Source organism: Acinetobacter sp. Z1, assembly GCF_024296945.1.
GTDB classification, from domain to species: Bacteria; Pseudomonadota; Gammaproteobacteria; order Pseudomonadales; family Moraxellaceae; genus Acinetobacter; species Acinetobacter beijerinckii.
The window spans coordinates 114,106-131,592 of sequence record NZ_CP101115.1; the positions used below are offsets into that span (position 1 = coordinate 114,106).

The 17,487-nt window shown below is 37.9% G+C and carries 15 protein-coding genes; 13 read left to right on the forward strand and 2 right to left on the reverse strand.

What is annotated here, in order from left to right; translation table 11 throughout:
• Positions 1 to 4 precede the first annotated feature (4 nt).
• Genes NGC85_RS00530 through NGC85_RS00550 form a run of 5 tightly spaced genes read left to right on the forward strand, consistent with a single transcriptional unit; the run spans position 5 to position 4,784 of the window.
• Complete coding sequence (locus NGC85_RS00530) at positions 5 to 538, forward strand: hypothetical protein (protein ID WP_254804502.1); 534 nt, start codon at positions 5 to 7, stop codon at positions 536 to 538.
• 2 nt (positions 539 to 540) lie between these two features.
• The gene (locus tag NGC85_RS00535; RefSeq protein ID WP_254804503.1) at positions 541 to 2,955 is read left to right on the forward strand and encodes a hypothetical protein; all 2,415 of its coding nucleotides are present in this window, start codon (positions 541 to 543) and stop codon (positions 2,953 to 2,955) included.
• Positions 2,956 to 2,993: 38 nt separating this feature from the next.
• Positions 2,994 to 3,449, forward strand: coding sequence for a hypothetical protein (locus NGC85_RS00540; RefSeq protein WP_254804504.1), 456 nt, complete (start codon positions 2,994 to 2,996; stop codon positions 3,447 to 3,449).
• Between the two features lie 39 nt (positions 3,450 to 3,488).
• Positions 3,489 to 4,190, forward strand: coding sequence for a hypothetical protein (locus tag NGC85_RS00545; RefSeq protein ID WP_254804505.1), 702 nt, complete (start codon positions 3,489 to 3,491; stop codon positions 4,188 to 4,190).
• A 45-nt stretch (positions 4,191 to 4,235) separates the two neighbouring features.
• Positions 4,236 to 4,784, forward strand: coding sequence for a hypothetical protein (locus tag NGC85_RS00550; protein ID WP_005052593.1), 549 nt, complete (start codon positions 4,236 to 4,238; stop codon positions 4,782 to 4,784).
• An 80-nt stretch (positions 4,785 to 4,864) separates the two neighbouring features.
• Here NGC85_RS00550 and NGC85_RS00555 read toward each other — a convergent pair whose 3' ends face one another.
• Positions 4,865 to 6,211: a hypothetical protein gene (locus NGC85_RS00555; protein WP_005060246.1), complete on the reverse strand. Its 1,347-nt coding sequence runs from the start codon at positions 6,209 to 6,211 to the stop codon at positions 4,865 to 4,867.
• 259 nt (positions 6,212 to 6,470) lie between these two features.
• On the opposite strand from NGC85_RS00555, the gene NGC85_RS00560 reads away from it, so the two are divergent.
• The 8 genes from NGC85_RS00560 to urtE all read left to right on the forward strand — a co-directional run bounded on the left by NGC85_RS00560 (position 6,471) and on the right by urtE (position 16,403).
• Positions 6,471 to 7,061, forward strand: coding sequence for a YqiA/YcfP family alpha/beta fold hydrolase (locus NGC85_RS00560; RefSeq protein ID WP_254804506.1), 591 nt, complete (start codon positions 6,471 to 6,473; stop codon positions 7,059 to 7,061).
• A 14-nt stretch (positions 7,062 to 7,075) separates the two neighbouring features.
• Positions 7,076 to 8,959 (forward strand): DNA topoisomerase IV subunit B, encoded by a 1,884-nt coding sequence (parE, locus tag NGC85_RS00565; RefSeq protein ID WP_254804507.1) that lies wholly within the window; start codon positions 7,076 to 7,078, stop codon positions 8,957 to 8,959.
• Positions 8,960 to 9,183: 224 nt separating this feature from the next.
• Positions 9,184 to 10,524, forward strand: a complete 1,341-nt coding sequence (locus tag NGC85_RS00570) for an MATE family efflux transporter (RefSeq protein ID WP_254804508.1) — start codon at positions 9,184 to 9,186, stop codon at positions 10,522 to 10,524.
• Positions 10,525 to 10,796: 272 nt separating this feature from the next.
• On the forward strand, positions 10,797 to 12,077 hold the full coding sequence (urtA, locus tag NGC85_RS00575; protein ID WP_254804509.1) for an urea ABC transporter substrate-binding protein: 1,281 nt from the start codon (positions 10,797 to 10,799) through the stop codon (positions 12,075 to 12,077).
• Positions 12,078 to 12,169: 92 nt separating this feature from the next.
• On the forward strand, positions 12,170 to 13,792 hold the full coding sequence (gene urtB / locus NGC85_RS00580) for an urea ABC transporter permease subunit UrtB (RefSeq protein WP_254804510.1): 1,623 nt from the start codon (positions 12,170 to 12,172) through the stop codon (positions 13,790 to 13,792).
• A gap of 4 nt (positions 13,793 to 13,796) precedes the next feature.
• Entirely contained in the window at positions 13,797 to 14,867 is a 1,071-nt protein-coding gene (urtC, locus tag NGC85_RS00585) for an urea ABC transporter permease subunit UrtC (protein WP_254804511.1), read from the forward strand.
• The gene (urtD, locus tag NGC85_RS00590) at positions 14,868 to 15,695 is read left to right on the forward strand and encodes an urea ABC transporter ATP-binding protein UrtD (RefSeq protein WP_005052578.1); all 828 of its coding nucleotides are present in this window, start codon (positions 14,868 to 14,870) and stop codon (positions 15,693 to 15,695) included.
• A gap of 9 nt (positions 15,696 to 15,704) precedes the next feature.
• A complete protein-coding gene (gene urtE / locus NGC85_RS00595) occupies positions 15,705 to 16,403 on the forward strand; it encodes an urea ABC transporter ATP-binding subunit UrtE (protein ID WP_254804512.1) in 699 nt (232 codons plus the stop codon).
• A 336-nt stretch (positions 16,404 to 16,739) separates the two neighbouring features.
• On the opposite strand, the gene NGC85_RS00600 is transcribed toward urtE, so the two are convergent.
• Positions 16,740 to 17,477 (reverse strand): hypothetical protein, encoded by a 738-nt coding sequence (locus tag NGC85_RS00600; protein WP_254804513.1) that lies wholly within the window; start codon positions 17,475 to 17,477, stop codon positions 16,740 to 16,742.
• Positions 17,478 to 17,487: the final 10 nt, after the last annotated feature.

A 17,487-nucleotide genomic window follows, 5' to 3' on the forward strand; every position in this document is an offset into this window, starting at 1 on the left:
AATAATGAACACTGTAAAGATAATGATTGGTGCATGTATTTTACTAAATAGTATAAATTTACATGCAGAAAGTGCTAAAGAATGTATGAAATATTGGAATGAAAAGCCTGTTGTATCTATTAAAAAAATGGGTGAAGTAGAGTGTGAACATATATGGGATTATGGAAAGAGTAATACTAGTAAAAATCGATTGCAATTATTAAGTCAACTAAGTTTAAAACCAAAGAATAATCAATGGATGTCTACAGGAAATTGTGCAAAAGTTACATATAATAAAAACAATTATTATATTTATCGAGCTTATTATAAAGAGGATAAAGATGAAATATGGATTGCATATAATGATAAAAATGCATTTTCTTACTTTAGAAAAGTAGCTACTCATCAGAAAGAAGATGAGAGTTCTCGGGTAGAACTAAGTTGTGCGAAGAATGGAGATTATGAAGAGGCAAAAACTGTTTTAAATAGTTATTTAAAGAATAATACATCAGTAAATATGAGTTTTTATAAAGTGGGTGATTGGTATAAAGAGAATTGATTATGAAAAAAACAATTAACTTTAAAAAGTCAAGTAAAAGTTTTGAGACTAATTTAGCAGGTTTTATTGAGGCTGTTAGCTTTAAGGAATCTTCAGCAGTTTTAAAATTACCTCTAAACCATCCATTGAACATGGAATCAGCTAGTATTGTAAACAAAAGTGGTTTTATGGGATTGTTTCAATGGGGAGAAGAGGCTTTATATGATTTAGGTTATTATTTAGGGGATCAAGGTATTTCTTATGCTGATATTAAGAATACAGATAAAAACTCATCTTTACGTACAAGTTGGAAAAATCAATTTAGCTCTAATAACTGGGTAGGTAAGTGGTCTGGTAAGAGGAATATAAAATCAAAACAAGATTTTCTAAAAAGCCCTGAAAACCAATATGAAATTATTAAGGAGTGGGTCAAATATTTATGTAATCAACTTAGAAATAATAATTTTAATGAGCATTTCGGTAGAACTATTCAGAATGTAGAAATTACAGAGTCAGGCGCAATTGCCGGAATGCATCTTGTTGGAATTGGAGGCCTAGGTGCCTTTTTAGGGATTTCAAAATTTAAGGGTATAAAACAAGTAGATGGCAATGGAACTCATATTAAGAAATATATTGAGGATTTTGGTGGGTTTGATTTAGAACAGTGTTGTAATAGAAAAATTTATATTAGCTTAAAAGATGTAGATAAAAATATATTGGCAAATAAAGAGGTTGTGGTTGTTTCTAATTATATGGGAAAGAGCTTCTCTGGTGAAACCAATGTAAAGGTTAAGAGTGATGAGAATGGTAATCTTCCTGTTATTGTTAGACATCCTAATACAGAAATAAAAATTGTTGCTGATGGAAAAGAGTCGAATAGTATTATTCAAAAAGCAAATGAAAAACAAAAAGCAACTTTAAGTGATTTTAAAGTTACAAGCCATTCTGCAACTTTAGCGACAGATAGTGCACCTCAGCCAAGACCTCAGGTTAATAAAACACCTCAAGAAGTAAGAAATGAACAGGGACAATCTTCGACTTCTCAAGAGGCAGAGGTAACTCCTGCATCTAAAGATGTAACCTTTAATATTGAAATAGTCGAAGGGGATTCTGGTAAGGCAATCTCTAATATGAATTTTTTTCTTACCTACAAAGGCAATATTAAAAAACATACAGCTGATAGTCGTGGGATCAAGCAAGGTATTATTGCGGAGGAAGGACAAGATGTTGAGGTTTCAGTAGAAGGTGATGGGCAGAAACAGGTCATTCATCATTTTCAAGTAACTACGGCATTAAAAAATACAACAGTCAAAGTGAAGCTTCCTGTACATCCTTTTAATATTTCAGTAACTCAAGACGGTAAACCTGTCCCCAACACATTGTTTAGTCTTTTTTACCGAGGTCGAGAAATACCGAAAAGAACAAATAATCGCGGTGTAATGAATGTACGAATGTTAACGGGTTTTGTTTTTGGCTTTGGTATAAAAGGAAAAAGTTTAGTTTTAAGTCGTGTTGAAAAATCAAGTTCAACTAAACCCTTTGCCGTAAATGGTAGTGCTGTTCAGGCATCGAAATTATATGAAGTTGCAGATGCAAAACGTAAACAGGCTGAAGATCTAAAAAGACAACAGCAGCAGAAAGATGTTCAGGAAAAGAAAGCAAAAGAAGAAGCAGAAAAAGCAAAAACTGAGGCAGATCATAAGAATCAAACGAAGCAAAATAATACGTATACTGAAAGTGGAGGAAAGCCATTAACAACGGTAAGTAATCAATCACCGCCAACAAGTGATACGACTCGATATCATATTTATCATGATGGAAAAATCAAAAGAGAGAATAAAGCTGCAACTGGTTTTGCTGAGTTCATTTATTATGACCAAAATGGTAAGACTCATAATTTAGGGAAATCTAAATTTGTTAAGGCGCCTATGCGTAAAGCAGGAAATGAGGTTATCTCTGGAAGCTGTTATCTTATTGATTTTACAAAACATGGCTCTTATAGGAGTGGAAATATTGGATATAAATGGTTTATGACAGGAGGGAATATAAGATTTTATTTAAATGGTATTACAATGTCAGGAGTCCTTGGTACATTCATGAGTCTCGGTTATGAGGAATACCCAAGTTCAGGGGGGAGTCTTATTGATGGTAGTTCACAGGCACCAAGTGTTACACATCGTAATGGTGAAGCATGTGATTTCAGATACATAGGAAAAAACAATGCACATAGAACGAACGCAATTTGGACACAAAATAATGATTATGATGAGCAAAGGAACATTACTTTAGTTCGTGAGTTAAGAAAGTTTGGCTTTACAGTATTTTATACTCAGGATGGTTATAATAAGAAACCTAAAATATCAGGTACAAGCTATGCAAAAAATCATTATCACCATTTACATATTGGCACATGCTTGCCTAAAATCGAGGATATTTAATAATGTATAAGCTATGTATTTTTCCTTTGTGTTTTATCATGATAGCATGTAATGCCAAAGAAGAAACTAAGATTGTAGATAATGATTATTCATTAAATAATTTGTTGTTTGAATTTAAAAATATGAATATAGGCCAAGATTACACTAAGTTGGAAAAAGAAGGTCTTGCAAAGCAAGTAGATGATACGGAAATTATTGATAATTGTTTATATGCAGAAACTAAAGATGAAAAAATTGATTATTTAGTCTTTGATAATAAGATTTCAACTGCTTCATATCAAAAATCTGAGTTTATGGGGCTCTCTGTTCTAGATCTAAAATCTAAGGTTAAAGACTTAAGTTTAATAAAAAGTGCATATGATGACAATACATACTATTTGCAACACCAATTTGATAATAATAACGGTGTTAAATTTTATATTGTTGAGAATAAGGTGGCTGAGGTTACATATGGGACACTTGATAAATTGAAATATCAAGAAGGATGTTCGTAATGACTTCTTTTTTGAATATCATTTTTTGAAATTAATGTTATGAATAAATTGTTTTTTTTAAGCGTGATAGTCATTTTTACTATTTCATTTAACGGTTGTTATGCAAAAGAAAATTCTTCATGGAGTGATTATTTGCAAGACTCTATCCAAGTAAAATCACCTGTGGAATATATAGATGTTTATAATAATTATGCTGTTGTTAACCCTAATTTAAAAATAAAGTTAACGGATTTTGGCAATATTGATAAAACAAAGAAAAATATTAACTACACATTAAAGAAATATGGGGTTCAAGTTTTAAATGGAAAAGATGTATATAATGTTCTAAGGACGACAGTGTCTCTGCAGTCTAATGTTGATTTCTCTTTGCTGTATCACGATAAAGATATTTTAGCTTTTAGAGTGAGAGAAGTAAGTATTATTAATTATGTTAAAATTCCATTTAAAAGAAATCAAGTCACTACTTTTTTATATAATATAAGGAATAATAATTTTATAGGAATACCCGTTATACACTCTGATATTGAAGATAAGAGTGAACAAACAGACCTCCTTATGGGCGATCAGGTAACATATGATGCTAAGAAAGGACAGTATACGTATCTTGCAAATGTTAAAACTTATCAAGATGGAAAAATTTCCCCATTCAAGCTTGTTTTGAATAGTAGCTTAAAATGTATTTCTTCAACCTTAGGTTGTGAAACTACAGGTGTTTTAGCAGCTGAAAAAGATATTAAGTAATTCAATTTAGATTTTGGTTCGGTTTTTATTATAAAGGGGTTTATTATGCATTCTTCTTGTAAAAAATATACATGTATCCTCGGTTTAGTCAGCCTCAGCATCATAACTGCTTCCTGTAGCACTGCCTCAGAAAAGAAAAATGAGATTTCTCATCAAAACCAAACACAAAAAGCTTCATCAAATCCTGCAAAGTTAAAAAATGATGATGGTTTCCTAATCACTTCGCTTCCTTATAGCTCAAATGCACATCTGAATTGTATTTTATCTGCACAGAGAATGAATTGTGGCTCAATTAACTTAATTGATAGTGTTGGTTTGATCAAAGTTTATAACTTTATGAATCCAAGCTATGGTGATTCGGTTGTTTTCCCAGAAACAAGTGCGGGTGTTTTATTGATCGCGTCCCCCTCAACAAGTGAAAGGGAAACGCCAGAAATAAATCTGACAACGGTCAACAAGTTTGGCTTGGTTAAAAGCATTACCTTAGATGCATCTCAAAATATTGTCATTAATCGGGAGTATGAGGTTTTATATAAAGAATTTGGAAAAGATCTAAAACTAAAATTAAATGACCAAGGTGAATTTATTCAGTAAGGGTATTTCTAAGCTGATGAAGTTTGTCACGGATTTTGATCGATAAAAGCTCAGCTAGAACCTAACTGAGCTTCTATCTTTTAGGTCTCAACAATACCTTCTAAATCATCAAAGGTGTAATTGTTTGGTACATTGATCATATGGGTCTGTACACCAGCTTCAACCTTCTCTTTCGCATCAGGATACAACCAACGTGTGATTTGTTCAGCGACACTGGAGTGATACTGAATTTCAAAATGATTCAGCCCATAGAAAACCGCTTTATGTGTGTCTGGTAATTTTAGTTGGAAACGTGGATTTGGATGTTCGCCTAAAGCACTTTTTACACTGACCAAATAATCGCCAATGACAGACAACGCTTTATTACGTAACTTTTCAAACTCTAAAGTACCCGCAATCAAGAAAGTATTGATATGTGAAGGTAATGGAGCAGGTTTACGATTGTCATCAGCAAAACCAATACGGGCATCATTATGTTCCCAGTCATCATCACGTACACTGCCGTGACGCAAGTCTAGAATGCCGTTACTACGCACATTGACTAATTGACCAATTAGACTAATAAAAGGGAATGCACCCAATTTATCTTGCAAGATGAAGCCAAAACGTTCAAGCACAGCACCATGATGGGGTGAACCAATACAAACTAAATTCTCAACCATATGAACCCATTGGTAAAGATTTTGTTTTCCATAAAATAGCGCGCTTCGAGACACTAAGCCGCCCATACTATGTCCAATTAAATCAATACTGGTAATTCTTGGATTGCGTTGTACTAAATCTTCAAGCACATTTGCAAAACTACGGCCATTGGCTGAAATACGTCGTCCAGTATTATAGTTAAGATACAACATGGTGTTGTTATCACGTTGAGCTAACAAACGTTCGCCAATACCACCATAGCGACTATTCGACCAACTTAAATGATTCATACACAAACCATGTGTCAGTATCACAACACGACCTGTGAGTTCACCTTGTTGTAAAGATCCATAGTGATCATAAAGCACCATAGGCAATGCCATTGGATTATGCTGCTTTAAAAAGAAATCACCGAAAATGCCATTGAGTGCACCGACAACAAAGTAAAGACTTGGAGTGAGCGGTTTATCATGTAAAACAGGAAATTTCTCAATGATATGACGCAAACTTGGTGCAAGAAAACTTGTTCCATATTTTTGTAGTGCATCATAAGAAAATTGATAAAATTTTTGTAGTTGTGGGTGTTTTTGAAGTTTTTTAGCTTTTTGTGCACTTAAACCGAGCGTAGTCCGTAACACTTCAGTTTGTACCAGTTGCACCAATTCGTGCACACCACTCAGACTTGTGCTGACCAGTTGTGCCAAACCTTCCAAAACATCTGCCTGACTAGGTGGCGTACTGTCCCATTTACAGTAGGTTTCATGCAGAGGTGTTAAACTTGGCATATTGATTCCCCATCCTTGATATATACCGAAGGTTTGAAGTTATTCATTCATATTGTTTAGATAAACTACAACAAACGCTTACATCTTATGTCTTTCATAAGCAATTTTTTAAGAATACTGATGAACGGAGTGCAGTATCGTTTTTTGTGTCTGACAATATCGAGCTTAAATGTAATTTATTTTGTTATTTGATTAACTATTAATCAAAATAATGTGACTTATTTCACTGTATGTCAAGTCTTTGACTATTTTGGTGCGTATGCAAATTATTTATTTACATGGTTTCAGAAGTAGCCCCATGTCTAAAAAAGGGCAACAGTTGTATCAATACTGTGCACAATTTGATGATGTAGACGTACATTTACCTGATTTAAATCAATCCCCTGAACTTGTAATAGCGCAAATTTCGCAGTTGATCGAAAGTTTAACCCTGCAACAAGTTGTATTGGTAGGCAGTAGCTTAGGTGGATTTTATGCGACATATTTTGTCGCCAAGTATGGCTGTGCTGCTGTACTGATTAATCCTGCCATGCAACCATGGCAATTATTTGAAGATTTATTTGGAATTGGGCAGATTCCGCTCAAAGTCACTGAATCATGGACGCTTGATATCCATCAATTGCAGCAATTACAATCGATTGCCGAGACGAAGCTTAATCATGCTGATAAAATTCTTGTGTTGTTGCAACAGGGTGACGAAGTCTTGGATTATCGTCAGGCACAACGTTATTATAGCGCAACACATCCTTGTTCATTGATTTTAACCGATGTTGGTGGTAATCATGCAATGGATGATTTTGAAGAAAAATTACCCTTCATCTTTGAATTTTTATCGGCAGCCATCCAATAAGGAAGTCAGACCAAGTGACACAATACACGGCACAATCTCTTGAAGTTCTTTCTGGTTTAGATCCTGTACGTCGTCGTCCAGGCATGTATACCGATACCACACGGCCAAACCATTTGGCGCAAGAGGTGATTGATAATGCTGTCGATGAAGCGCTGGCAGGACATGCTGATCAAATTTGTGTGACGGTCTATGAAGATGGTTCATTATCGGTTGAAGATAATGGTCGTGGAATGCCCGTTGATATCCATCCTGAATATGGTCAAAGTGGTATTGAAATTATTCTGACCAAGCTACATGCAGGTGGTAAATTCAGTACCGATAACTATCAATTTTCGGGAGGTTTACACGGTGTAGGTATTTCTGTGGTCAATGCTTTATCTACACGTGTTGAAGTGGCAGTACAGCGTCAGGGTAACTTGTATCAGATGGCATTTGAGCAAGGTGAGCCTGTAGCACCTTTATCTGTATTAGAAGGTAAGGTGGCGAAACGTGCGACAGGAACAACCGTTCGTTTCTGGCCAGAAGCCAAATATTTTGATAGTCCTAAGTTCGCATTAAAAGCACTTAAGCATAATTTAAAAGCCAAAGCCGTGTTAGCCGCAGGCTTAAAAATTATTTATGACGATAAAATAAATAACGAAAAAATCGAATGGCAATTTGAAAATGGTCTGGTTGACTATTTGATGGATGAGCTTGAAGAGCGTGAAATTTTACCTGATCCTGCCTTTGTCAGTAGTGGACAAGCCGACCGCGCAGCGTGTGAATTTGCGATTTGCTGGAATGTTGAAGGTGGTGAACAGATTCAGGAAAGTTACGTCAATTTGATTCCAACCGCGCAAGGCGGTACGCATGTCAATGGATTACGTTCAGGAGTGACTGAGGCATTACGTGAATTCTGTGAATTACGTAATTTATTACCGCGTAATATGAAACTTTCCGCAGAAGATGTTTGGGATGGTGTGAATTTCATCCTATCTTTAAAATTTCAAGAGCCTCAATTTTCAGGACAAACTAAAGAACGACTATCGAGCCGTGAAGCATCAAATATTGTGCTCAATATTGCTAAAGATGCGTTTGCATTATGGTTAAACCAACATGCCGAGATCGCGACACAATTAGCTGAAATGGCAATTGCCAAAGCAGGTCGTCGTTTAAAAGCAGCTAAGAAAGTTGAACGAAAGAAGATCGTGGCTGGTCCAGCATTACCCGGTAAATTAGCAGATTGTGTTGGTTTAACACGTGAAGACAGTGAGCTGTTTATTGTCGAAGGGGATTCGGCAGGTGGAAGTGCAAAACAAGCGCGTGACAAAAACTTCCAAGCGATTATGCCGATTCGTGGAAAAATCTTAAATACTTGGGAAGTGTCTTCGGATGAGGTCTTGGCATCTCAGGAAGTCCATGACATTGCGATTGCGATTGGTGTTGATCCAGGTAGTGATGATTTGTCTGAATTGCGCTACGGCAAAATTTGTATTCTCGCCGATGCAGATTCGGATGGTCTACATATCGCGACACTACTCTGCGCATTGTTTGTGAAGCATTTCCCGACTTTGGTTGAAGATGGTCATTTGTTTGTCGCAATGCCGCCACTTTATCGTATTGATATTGGTAAAGATGTTTATTATGCGTTGGATGATAGTGAACTCGAAAGCATTTTGAAAAAAGTGAAAGGTAATAAAAATCCGCAAATCACTCGATTTAAAGGATTAGGTGAGATGAATGCCAGTCAACTACGTGAAACCACTATGGATCCAAATACCCGCCGTTTAGTACAGCTCGATTTGGATGATGCGCATTTTACCGCAGGGTTATTAGATAAATTGCTTGCCAAAAAACGTTCGAGTGATCGTAAACATTGGTTAGAGCAGAAAGGTAATTTGGCGGATATTGTGGTTTGATTTGAATCGTTTTTTTGCATAGCCCAGTCCATCTGGGCTTTTTTATGTCTTGTTAAAAATATGAATTCATAAGCATAAAAATAAATATGGAACGCTATTTGCTTTTTATCTATTGGTAAAATTTTATCTAACATTTGAAGCACATTGATCAAAATGTCTTGTTTGTTTCTAAGATTTTAAAATTCAAATATATCAAATTCTTAATTGATAATAGTGAAAATATAATGAAGCGTTTTTTAAGTATTTTTTTCCCAATTCTGTTTAGTAATACGATTTTTATTATGAGTGGTGTTATTGATACCGCTTTCTTATCCCACTATAGCCATGTGCATTTAACGGCTTTATCCGTTTCTCTTTCAGTTTATATGATTGTTTTTGTGGTGGGCTACGGCTTACTACAAGGAATGTTTCAAATCCTCGCTGAAGAAAAAGGGCGGGAAATCAATCAACAAAAATTAACTAACGTCGTGAGTTTGGCCGTATTAATCGCAGCTGTGTTTAGTATTTTTGCGATCGTTTTGATCAATAATACTGAGTATTTATTAACCTTTTTTCAAGCACCTGACACGGTTTTGATACTGGTTAAAAATTGCTTGATGATTTTTTCAGTCGATCTAGTGATTCGTCTATGTTGTCGAATCTTAACCATACAAATACAGGTTTTAGATCGTCCTATTATCGCGACATATATTGGTGTGGTTTTTTTGTTGATCAAACTGCCACTGTCCTATGCTTTGATCAATGGAGTGGCGTACTTTGATATTGCACCTTGGGGTGTCTATGGTGCCGTATTTTCGACATTTCTTGGGGACAGTGTGATGTTGATATTGCTGTGCGGTTATATACGTGGCAAAGCTGTTTTTAAACTTGATCTGAGTCGTTTTTCTTTCAATCATGAATTGTTGATTCGTTTTCTTCGAATTGGAATACCCACCGCTCTCATGATCGTGATTGATGTGATTGCTTTCATGGCGATTTCGATTTTAGCATTACCACTTGGTAGTATTGTGATTGCCTCGCATCAGGTGGTCGCTAGTATTTGTTCCATGCTATATATTTTACCTGCCGCATTTTCTGTTGCATTCAGTTTGATGTTATCTGAAAAAATTGGTGCTCAACAGAAGCAAGTTGCTTTGCTTTGGTCAAAAAAAGCCTTTCTGCTTATATTTGTTTTAGCTGTGACTTTATGCAGTGTTTTACTGCTTCTTCGTGAGGAATTCATTTCCCTATTTACTCAAGACTCAGCGGTTATTCAGATCACGATCTCCCTCTTTATACTCGGCATACTGTTTCATTTAGCCGATGCAATGTTATGTATTTTTGCAACGGTATTACGTTGCTGGGGTATAACGATTGTGCCGAGTATGATTTATAGCAGCTCATTATTGATCTTTGGTTTAGGCTTTGGTCAGGTATTGGCATATTGGGGAATGGATTGGTGGATATTCAAGATCGCTCCATTGGGAATTTATGGATTTTGGTTTGCTTTAATCGTGTCTTATAGCTTAGCTGTAATCATGTGTGCTTTATGTTTTAAATATCGAAATATCATATGGATTCGTTAACTTAAAGGATTTTGAATTTATTCAATTTTTTCCAAAGCAGAAATTTAAGTTTTCTCTATCGGGGCTAACTATCAATTTCACGTCTTGAAGAAGTCAGTCTGCATCATTTTGGTTCATTACGTATTTTTTGTATGCAATGTTGTATACAAGATTGGATTTCTAACGAGAAAATTTAGATAAAATTAATATAAAACAATTACTTAAATTGTTGGCACAGAAATTGAATAAATCCACTTAGTAAAAATCACAATATCAACCTGTGGAGAACAAAGATGCAAAATAAATTGATGTCGATGTCTGTACTTATGGCAGCGATGATGGGGGGAGGACTGGTTGGTTGTTCAAAACCAGCAGAAAAAACAGAACAAACAAAAACTGAAGCAAAGACAGCACCAGCAGAAAGTGGCGATACCATTAAAGTCGGGATTCTGCATTCGCTTTCAGGCACGATGGCAATTTCTGAGACTTCTCTGAAAGATACTGCATTGATGACCATCAATGAAATCAATGCCAATGGTGGGGTTATGGGTAAAAAACTCGAACCTGTCATTGTTGACCCAGCATCAGATTGGCCACTATTTGCTGAAAAAGCACGTCAGTTAATTACTCAGGACAAAGTTGCCGTTATTTTCGGTTGTTGGACGTCAGTATCACGTAAGTCTGTTCTTCCTGTGGTTGAAGAGTTGAATGGTTTACTGTTCTATCCAGTGCAATATGAAGGTCAGGAACAGTCTAAGAATATTTTCTATACAGGCGCAGCGCCGAATCAACAAGCCATTCCTGCTGTTGAATATTTAATGGGAGATGAGGGCGGTAAAGCACAACGTTTTGTTTTACTCGGTACAGATTATGTCTACCCACGTACCACCAATAAAATCTTACGTGCATTCTTGAAGTCTAAAGGCATTGCTGATGCAGACATCATGGAAGAATACACACCGTTTGGTCATAGCAACTATCAAACCATTGTTGCCAATATCAAGAAATTCTCTGCGGGCAAAAAGACTGCGGTGATTTCAACCATCAATGGCGATTCCAACGTTCCTTTCTATCGTGAGTTAGGCAACCAAGGTATTAAGGCTGCTGATATTCCAGTGATGGCTTTCTCAGTTGGCGAAGAAGAATTACGTGGTATTGATACCAAACCATTGGTTGGACATTTAGCTTCATGGAACTATTTCATGTCAGTTAAAAATCCGAAAAATACCGAATTTGTGAATAAATTCAAACAGTATGCAGTGGAGTACAAACTTCCAAATGCTGACAAAGTTGTGACCAACGATCCGATGGAAGCGACCTATGTTGGTATCAATATGTGGAAACAAGCGGTTGAAAAAGCGGGTACAACGGACGTTGATAAAGTTCGTGATGCGATGGCAGGTCAAACTTTCGCAGCACCATCGGGCTATACCCTCAAAATGGATGAAACCAATCACCATTTACATAAACCTGTGATGATCGGGCAAATCCGTGGTGATGGTCAATTTGATGTGGTTTATAAAACGCCTCAAACCATCAAAGCTGAGCCTTGGAGCCCGTACATTCCTAAATAATTTTCTCACGCAACCTGCTGTTTCGGCAGCAGGTTTTTCTTGGTTTTTAGTTTTGATTAATTGGTTTAAATAGAAAATATAAGGGGAGTCTTATGGCGAAACACTATGTTTTGGCACTGCTCTGCATCATGGCACAGATCATTTTTAATCCTGCATGGGCAGAAGTTACTTCACCAACAACTGTGACGTCTACAACTTCTCAGGATGCCATCCAAACTTTTGTTAAATCTGACTTTGCTACTCGTCGTGCCATGTTGAATCAATGGCCAGCCAGTATTGAGCAACTCGATCAGTTGGTGGCATATATTGATCAAAATGAGTTATATACTGATAGTTCAGGCAATACTTATATTCTAAAAAACGATGAAAAACTATTAAGTTACCCACAACTACAAGTCATCGAAACTTGGCCTTCTGACTTGTCTCAAGTGACTTTGGTCAATACCTTGCGTAAGGCACTGAACTTTGGACAAGCCAAAGTTAAATTGAATTCTGATGATGCATCACAACGTTTAGCTGCTGTTGATATTTTAGAAAATAACTTGGATGAGCTTGATGTAGCAACGATCAAACAACTCTATCTCAATGAAAAAAGTGAAGGTGTTAAAGCCCGTTTAGCACAACTGAAAGCCCGTTTAGATTTTAATAGTTCAGATGAATTCACCAAGATCGAATCGGTAAAAATTTTGGCAGATTCGAATCGCCCAGATGTATATGCTTTAATCACACAAAGCTTAGAGCAACCGCAGAGCAATCCAGCACTAAAGATGGCTTTGGTTGAAGCACAAAATAAAATTAAAACCCGTTTGCAAATCAGTGAGTGGTCAGGACATGTATTTTCGGGTCTTAGTACTGCCAGTATTTTACTTTTAGCCGCGCTTGGTCTGGCAATTACATACGGTTTGCTTGGTGTCATCAATATGGCACATGGTGAACTCATTATGATTGGAGCTTATACCACTTATGTAGTTCAAAGTTTTTTTAAAACGCACTTTGCAGGCTTAGTCGATTGGTATTTATTGGCTGCTATTCCTGCTGCATTCCTTGTTAGTGCGCTGATCGGTATGTTGATTGAACGCACGGTGATTCGCCCGTTGTATGGTCGCCAACTGGAAACATTATTGGCAACCTTTGGTGTGAGTTTAATCTTAATGCAATCGGTTCGGATGATCTTTGGCGCACAGAACGTTGAAGTGTCGAATGTCGCATGGCTCAGTGGTGGTATTGCCCTGACACCGAGCCTGATGTTGCCGTATAACCGTATTGCGATTATTGGTTTTACCGTGGCGGTATTACTACTTTTAGTTTTCTTATTAAACAAAACCCGTTTCGGATTATTTGTCCGCGCTGTGACGCAAAACCGTCAAATGGCGCGTGCAGTGGGCATTCGATCTGCACGTATTGACATGATGGCATTTGGATTAGGTTCTGGCTTAGCAGGTTTGGCAGGTTGTGCGCTAGCACAAGTAGGGAATGTCGGACCTGATCTTGGGCAAAACTACATCATCGATGCTTTCCTTGTTGTTGTGGTTGGCGGCGTGGGGCAAGTGTGGGGTGCAGTACTTGCAGCCTTAGGTTTAGGGATTAGCGGTACAGTTTTAGAGATTGGTTTAGGTGCGGTTTTAGCAAAAATTATTCTCTTGGTTCTTGTGATTTTGTTTATCCAAAAGCGTCCACAAGGTTTGTTTGCCATCAAAGGTCGTTTCGTGGAGTAAGCCAATGAAAATCACTTCTTTATTTGCAGATAAACCGTATAGCGCAATTGCGATTGCCATTTGTTTTGCCGTGTTATTGAGCTTACCTTGGTTACATCTGTTATCCCCTGATTCGGCATTTTATCTGTCTGCGTATTGGATCACGTTGATTGGCAAAATCATGTGCTTGGCTTTGGTCGCATTGGCACTGGATTTAGTGTGGGGCTATGCGGGGATTTTAAGCTTGGGACACGGTTTGTATTTCGCCCTCGGTGGTTACGCCTTTGGCATGTACTTGATGCGCGAATCCGCAGGCGATGGCTTACCGGATTTCATGCGTTTCCTCAGTTGGACGGAACTTCCTTGGTATTGGATGGGCACTGAGCATTTTGCTTGGGCGATGATCTTGGTTTTATCTGTGCCTGCCTTAGTTGCGTTTATTTTTGGTTTCTTTGCTTTTCGCTCAAAAATCAAGGGTGTGTATTTCTCAATTATTACCCAAGCCATGACCTTTGCAGCGGCACTCTTGTTCTTCCGCAATGAGACAGGTTTTGGTGGAAATAATGGCTTCACGGGTTTTAAAACCTTACTAGGTTTTGATATCACTTCTGCGCCGATGCGTGCCACATTATGTTTTGTCACTGCTTTGGTGTTAATGCTGTGTTTTATTGGTTTACGTCAACTGATGAATCGTCCTTATGGTCGAGTGCTTGGCGCGATTCGTGACAGTGAAAACCGTTTGCAATATTTGGGCTATCGCACACTGTGGTACAAGCTTTCAGCATGGGTGCTATCAGCAGTGATTGCAGGTATCGCAGGGGCGTTGTATGTGCCACAGGTTGGCATTATTAACCCAAGTGAAATGAATCCAGTCAACTCGATTGAAATGGCAGTGTGGGTTGCCGCAGGTGGTCGTGGCACTTTGATTGGACCGATTCTAGGTGCAGGTTTAATCAATACGGTGAAAACCTATTTCACAGTTGCAGCACCAGAAGCATGGTTATTGATCTTAGGTGCTTTATTTATCGTGGTGACGATTTTCTTGCCGAAAGGTGTGATTGGTTTATTTGACCGTTTTAAAAAGGAGAGCAATTAAATGAGTGATTTATTCATAGACTCAGCTCAACATGGCGGTCAACTCGGTGAGGGCTATGGTCGTGCTAAAACCGAAGGTGCAGATTTTAGTCACGGGATTGCCTTGTATTTAGAAAAAGTCAGTGTTTGGTTTGATTCGTTTCGTGCCCTCAATGATTTATCACTCTACATCGCTGAAGGTGAATTACGCTGCATCATTGGACCGAATGGTGCAGGGAAAACCACGCTGATGGATGTGATTACAGGGAAAACTCGTCCAACCACGGGCACTGCTTTTTTTGGACAAAACTATGATCTTGCCAAAATGAGTACTGAGGAAATTGCGGAAGCAGGGATTGGGCGCAAATTTCAAAAACCAACGGTATTTGAAAATTTCACAGTAATGGAAAATTTACTGCTCGCGGCACCACGAGATAAGCGAGTGAAAAAGAGCTTGTTTAGCCGACTTGATCCAGAAGCGCAGTTAGCATTGGAGGAAAGTTTAGAACAAATTCGCTTAAAGGAATTTGTAAAAAAGCCCGCAGGATTATTATCTCATGGTCAAAAGCAGTGGTTAGAGATCGGCATGTTGTTGATGCAACGTCCAAAGCTGATTTTATTGGATGAGCCTGTGGCAGGAATGACCGATGCAGAAACAGAACGTACTGCTGAACTGTGTTTAGAATTGAAAAAAAATCATACGCTTGTGGTCGTTGAGCACGACATGAGCTTTATTGACACCATCAGTGAAAAAGTCACGGTATTGGCACAAGGTGCAATTTTGGCAGAGGGCACATTGGCAGAGGTACAAGCCAATGAAGATGTGATTGAAAAGTATTTAGGACGCTAGGAGACTGCCATGTTAGAAGTGAAAGAAGTTAACCAGTTTTATGGTGGTAGTCATATTCTGCGTGATGTGTCTTTTCAAGCGCCTGTAGGCGAATGCAGTGTTGTTTTAGGGCGTAATGGCGTAGGTAAAACCACATTGCTGAAATGTTTGATGGGGATTCTCCCGATTAAATCAGGACAGATTTTGCTAGATGGCAAAGACATAGCCAAGATGTCCCCTGAACAACGAGTACGTGCAGGTTTAGCGTACGTGCCGCAAGGACGAGATATTTTTTCAACTTTAACAGTAGAGGAAAATATCTTAATTGGTATGGCGAAATTTTCGGGTGCAAAGACCCGAAAAGTGCCGAGTCATCTCTACGAAATTTTTCCTGTCTTAGATGAAATGAAGCATCGTCGTGGTGGAGATTTATCAGGGGGGCAACAGCAACAGCTTGCGATTGCGCGAGCATTGGCTTCTGAGCCAAGTGTCTTGATTTTGGATGAACCGACTGAGGGGATTCAGCCCTCGATTATTAAAGATATTGGTCGGGTCATTCGTAAATTGGCAGATCAAGGGGAAATGGCGATTGTCTTAGTTGAGCAGTTTTATGACTTTGCTGAAGAATTGGCAGATAACTATACGGTGATGGCGCGTGGTCAAGTGATTGCACATGGGCAAGGTGCAGAAATGCCTGAAAAGGGAATAAGGGAGTTGGTGGCGATTTAGTATCAACCCTATATATCTCATTTTACTATTTAGAAACTAGATATTAAAAAAAATGATTATCTTTCGGAGTCATATCTAGTAGTCTTCTAATTTTTAAATACGCCTTCCGCTGGAGTTACTTTGGTTTTGCCCGTAGAAGCGTTTGAAGCTTCGTAAGGGCAAAGGCATTTTCACCTATACGATGAATGATTAAAACTTCTCAATCTTTATTTTGATTGCACTTTTCTTGCGCTTCGCTAAAGCTTTAGTCGCTTTAGCTTGCTCAGGTTGTGAATGACGTTTCCGAGACTCATAAGTTTTCTTAAATTTTTTGTTGAGTTTGAGGGTAAAGGTCATTTATTTGCCTTCAACCTTATAGAACGTGCCGCCGGCATAGACGTTATGCCCAAAACCACATCCAGACTCGCCACTATTTTGTTTCACCTCAATTTTTTGACCATTATTTGTATCATTCGTAAATTGAAGCTTAATCTGACAGTCCTCATAGCGATAGTTGGCTTGCTTTGCAGTGATCGGCATTGTGGTATCAAACTCACCTAAATTTGGACCATAAATCAGACCACGAATGCCAAAATAATAAACTTCAAAATTAATGAGATATTTGCTCTGTTGTTTCTTTACCGTGATGTAATCCCATTGCCCAAAACCATTGGCTCTTACATAAGTGCCTTGTAGGTCTTTGCTTATCTGAGGTTTAGGGAGTTGTTTTAAGTTGTATTGACTGATTTTTGAATCTTTATCTCGTAAAAACCACACCCGTGCCCATTGTGGTTTGCCTAATTTGGCATAACTCAACCCGACATTATTATTGGCTATTTCAATCTCTCGGTCAGTAACCTTGATACCGCTTTCCTCTGCATTGATTTGGCAGAACTGCGACCATGCGGCTTGATCTTCAAACTGTTTTACCGCTTTGGCATATTGTTTTTGATCATAGAGCTTTTTCCCATTTAGCGCATATTGTTTTACTTTGGCACAGCCTTGCTGTAATTCTTGTTCAAAGGACGTTTCAGCAAAGCTTGCTGTTGCAGTGATAATGCTCGCAGTGAGTATATAAAATTGTGATATTTTCATATGTTGCATC

Excerpts from the sequence above, each read along its gene's own strand:
- NGC85_RS00530 (WP_254804502.1), top strand. The coding sequence starts at position 5 with ATGAACACTGTAAAGATAATGATTGGTGCATGTATTTTACTAAATAGT.
- NGC85_RS00535 (WP_254804503.1), top strand. The coding sequence starts at position 541 with ATGAAAAAAACAATTAACTTTAAAAAGTCAAGTAAAAGTTTTGAGACT.
- NGC85_RS00540 (WP_254804504.1), top strand. The coding sequence starts at position 2,994 with ATGATAGCATGTAATGCCAAAGAAGAAACTAAGATTGTAGATAATGAT.
- NGC85_RS00545 (WP_254804505.1), top strand. The coding sequence starts at position 3,489 with ATGAATAAATTGTTTTTTTTAAGCGTGATAGTCATTTTTACTATTTCA.
- NGC85_RS00550 (WP_005052593.1), top strand. The coding sequence starts at position 4,236 with ATGCATTCTTCTTGTAAAAAATATACATGTATCCTCGGTTTAGTCAGC.
- NGC85_RS00555 (WP_005060246.1), bottom strand. The coding sequence starts at position 6,211 with ATGCCAAGTTTAACACCTCTGCATGAAACCTACTGTAAATGGGACAGT.
- NGC85_RS00560 (WP_254804506.1), top strand. The coding sequence starts at position 6,471 with ATGCAAATTATTTATTTACATGGTTTCAGAAGTAGCCCCATGTCTAAA.
- NGC85_RS00570 (WP_254804508.1), top strand. The coding sequence starts at position 9,184 with ATGAAGCGTTTTTTAAGTATTTTTTTCCCAATTCTGTTTAGTAATACG.
- urtA (WP_254804509.1), top strand. The coding sequence starts at position 10,797 with ATGCAAAATAAATTGATGTCGATGTCTGTACTTATGGCAGCGATGATG.
- urtB (WP_254804510.1), top strand. The coding sequence starts at position 12,170 with ATGGCGAAACACTATGTTTTGGCACTGCTCTGCATCATGGCACAGATC.
- urtC (WP_254804511.1), top strand. The coding sequence starts at position 13,797 with ATGAAAATCACTTCTTTATTTGCAGATAAACCGTATAGCGCAATTGCG.
- urtD (WP_005052578.1), top strand. The coding sequence starts at position 14,868 with ATGAGTGATTTATTCATAGACTCAGCTCAACATGGCGGTCAACTCGGT.
- urtE (WP_254804512.1), top strand. The coding sequence starts at position 15,705 with ATGTTAGAAGTGAAAGAAGTTAACCAGTTTTATGGTGGTAGTCATATT.
- NGC85_RS00600 (WP_254804513.1), bottom strand. The coding sequence starts at position 17,477 with ATGAAAATATCACAATTTTATATACTCACTGCGAGCATTATCACTGCA.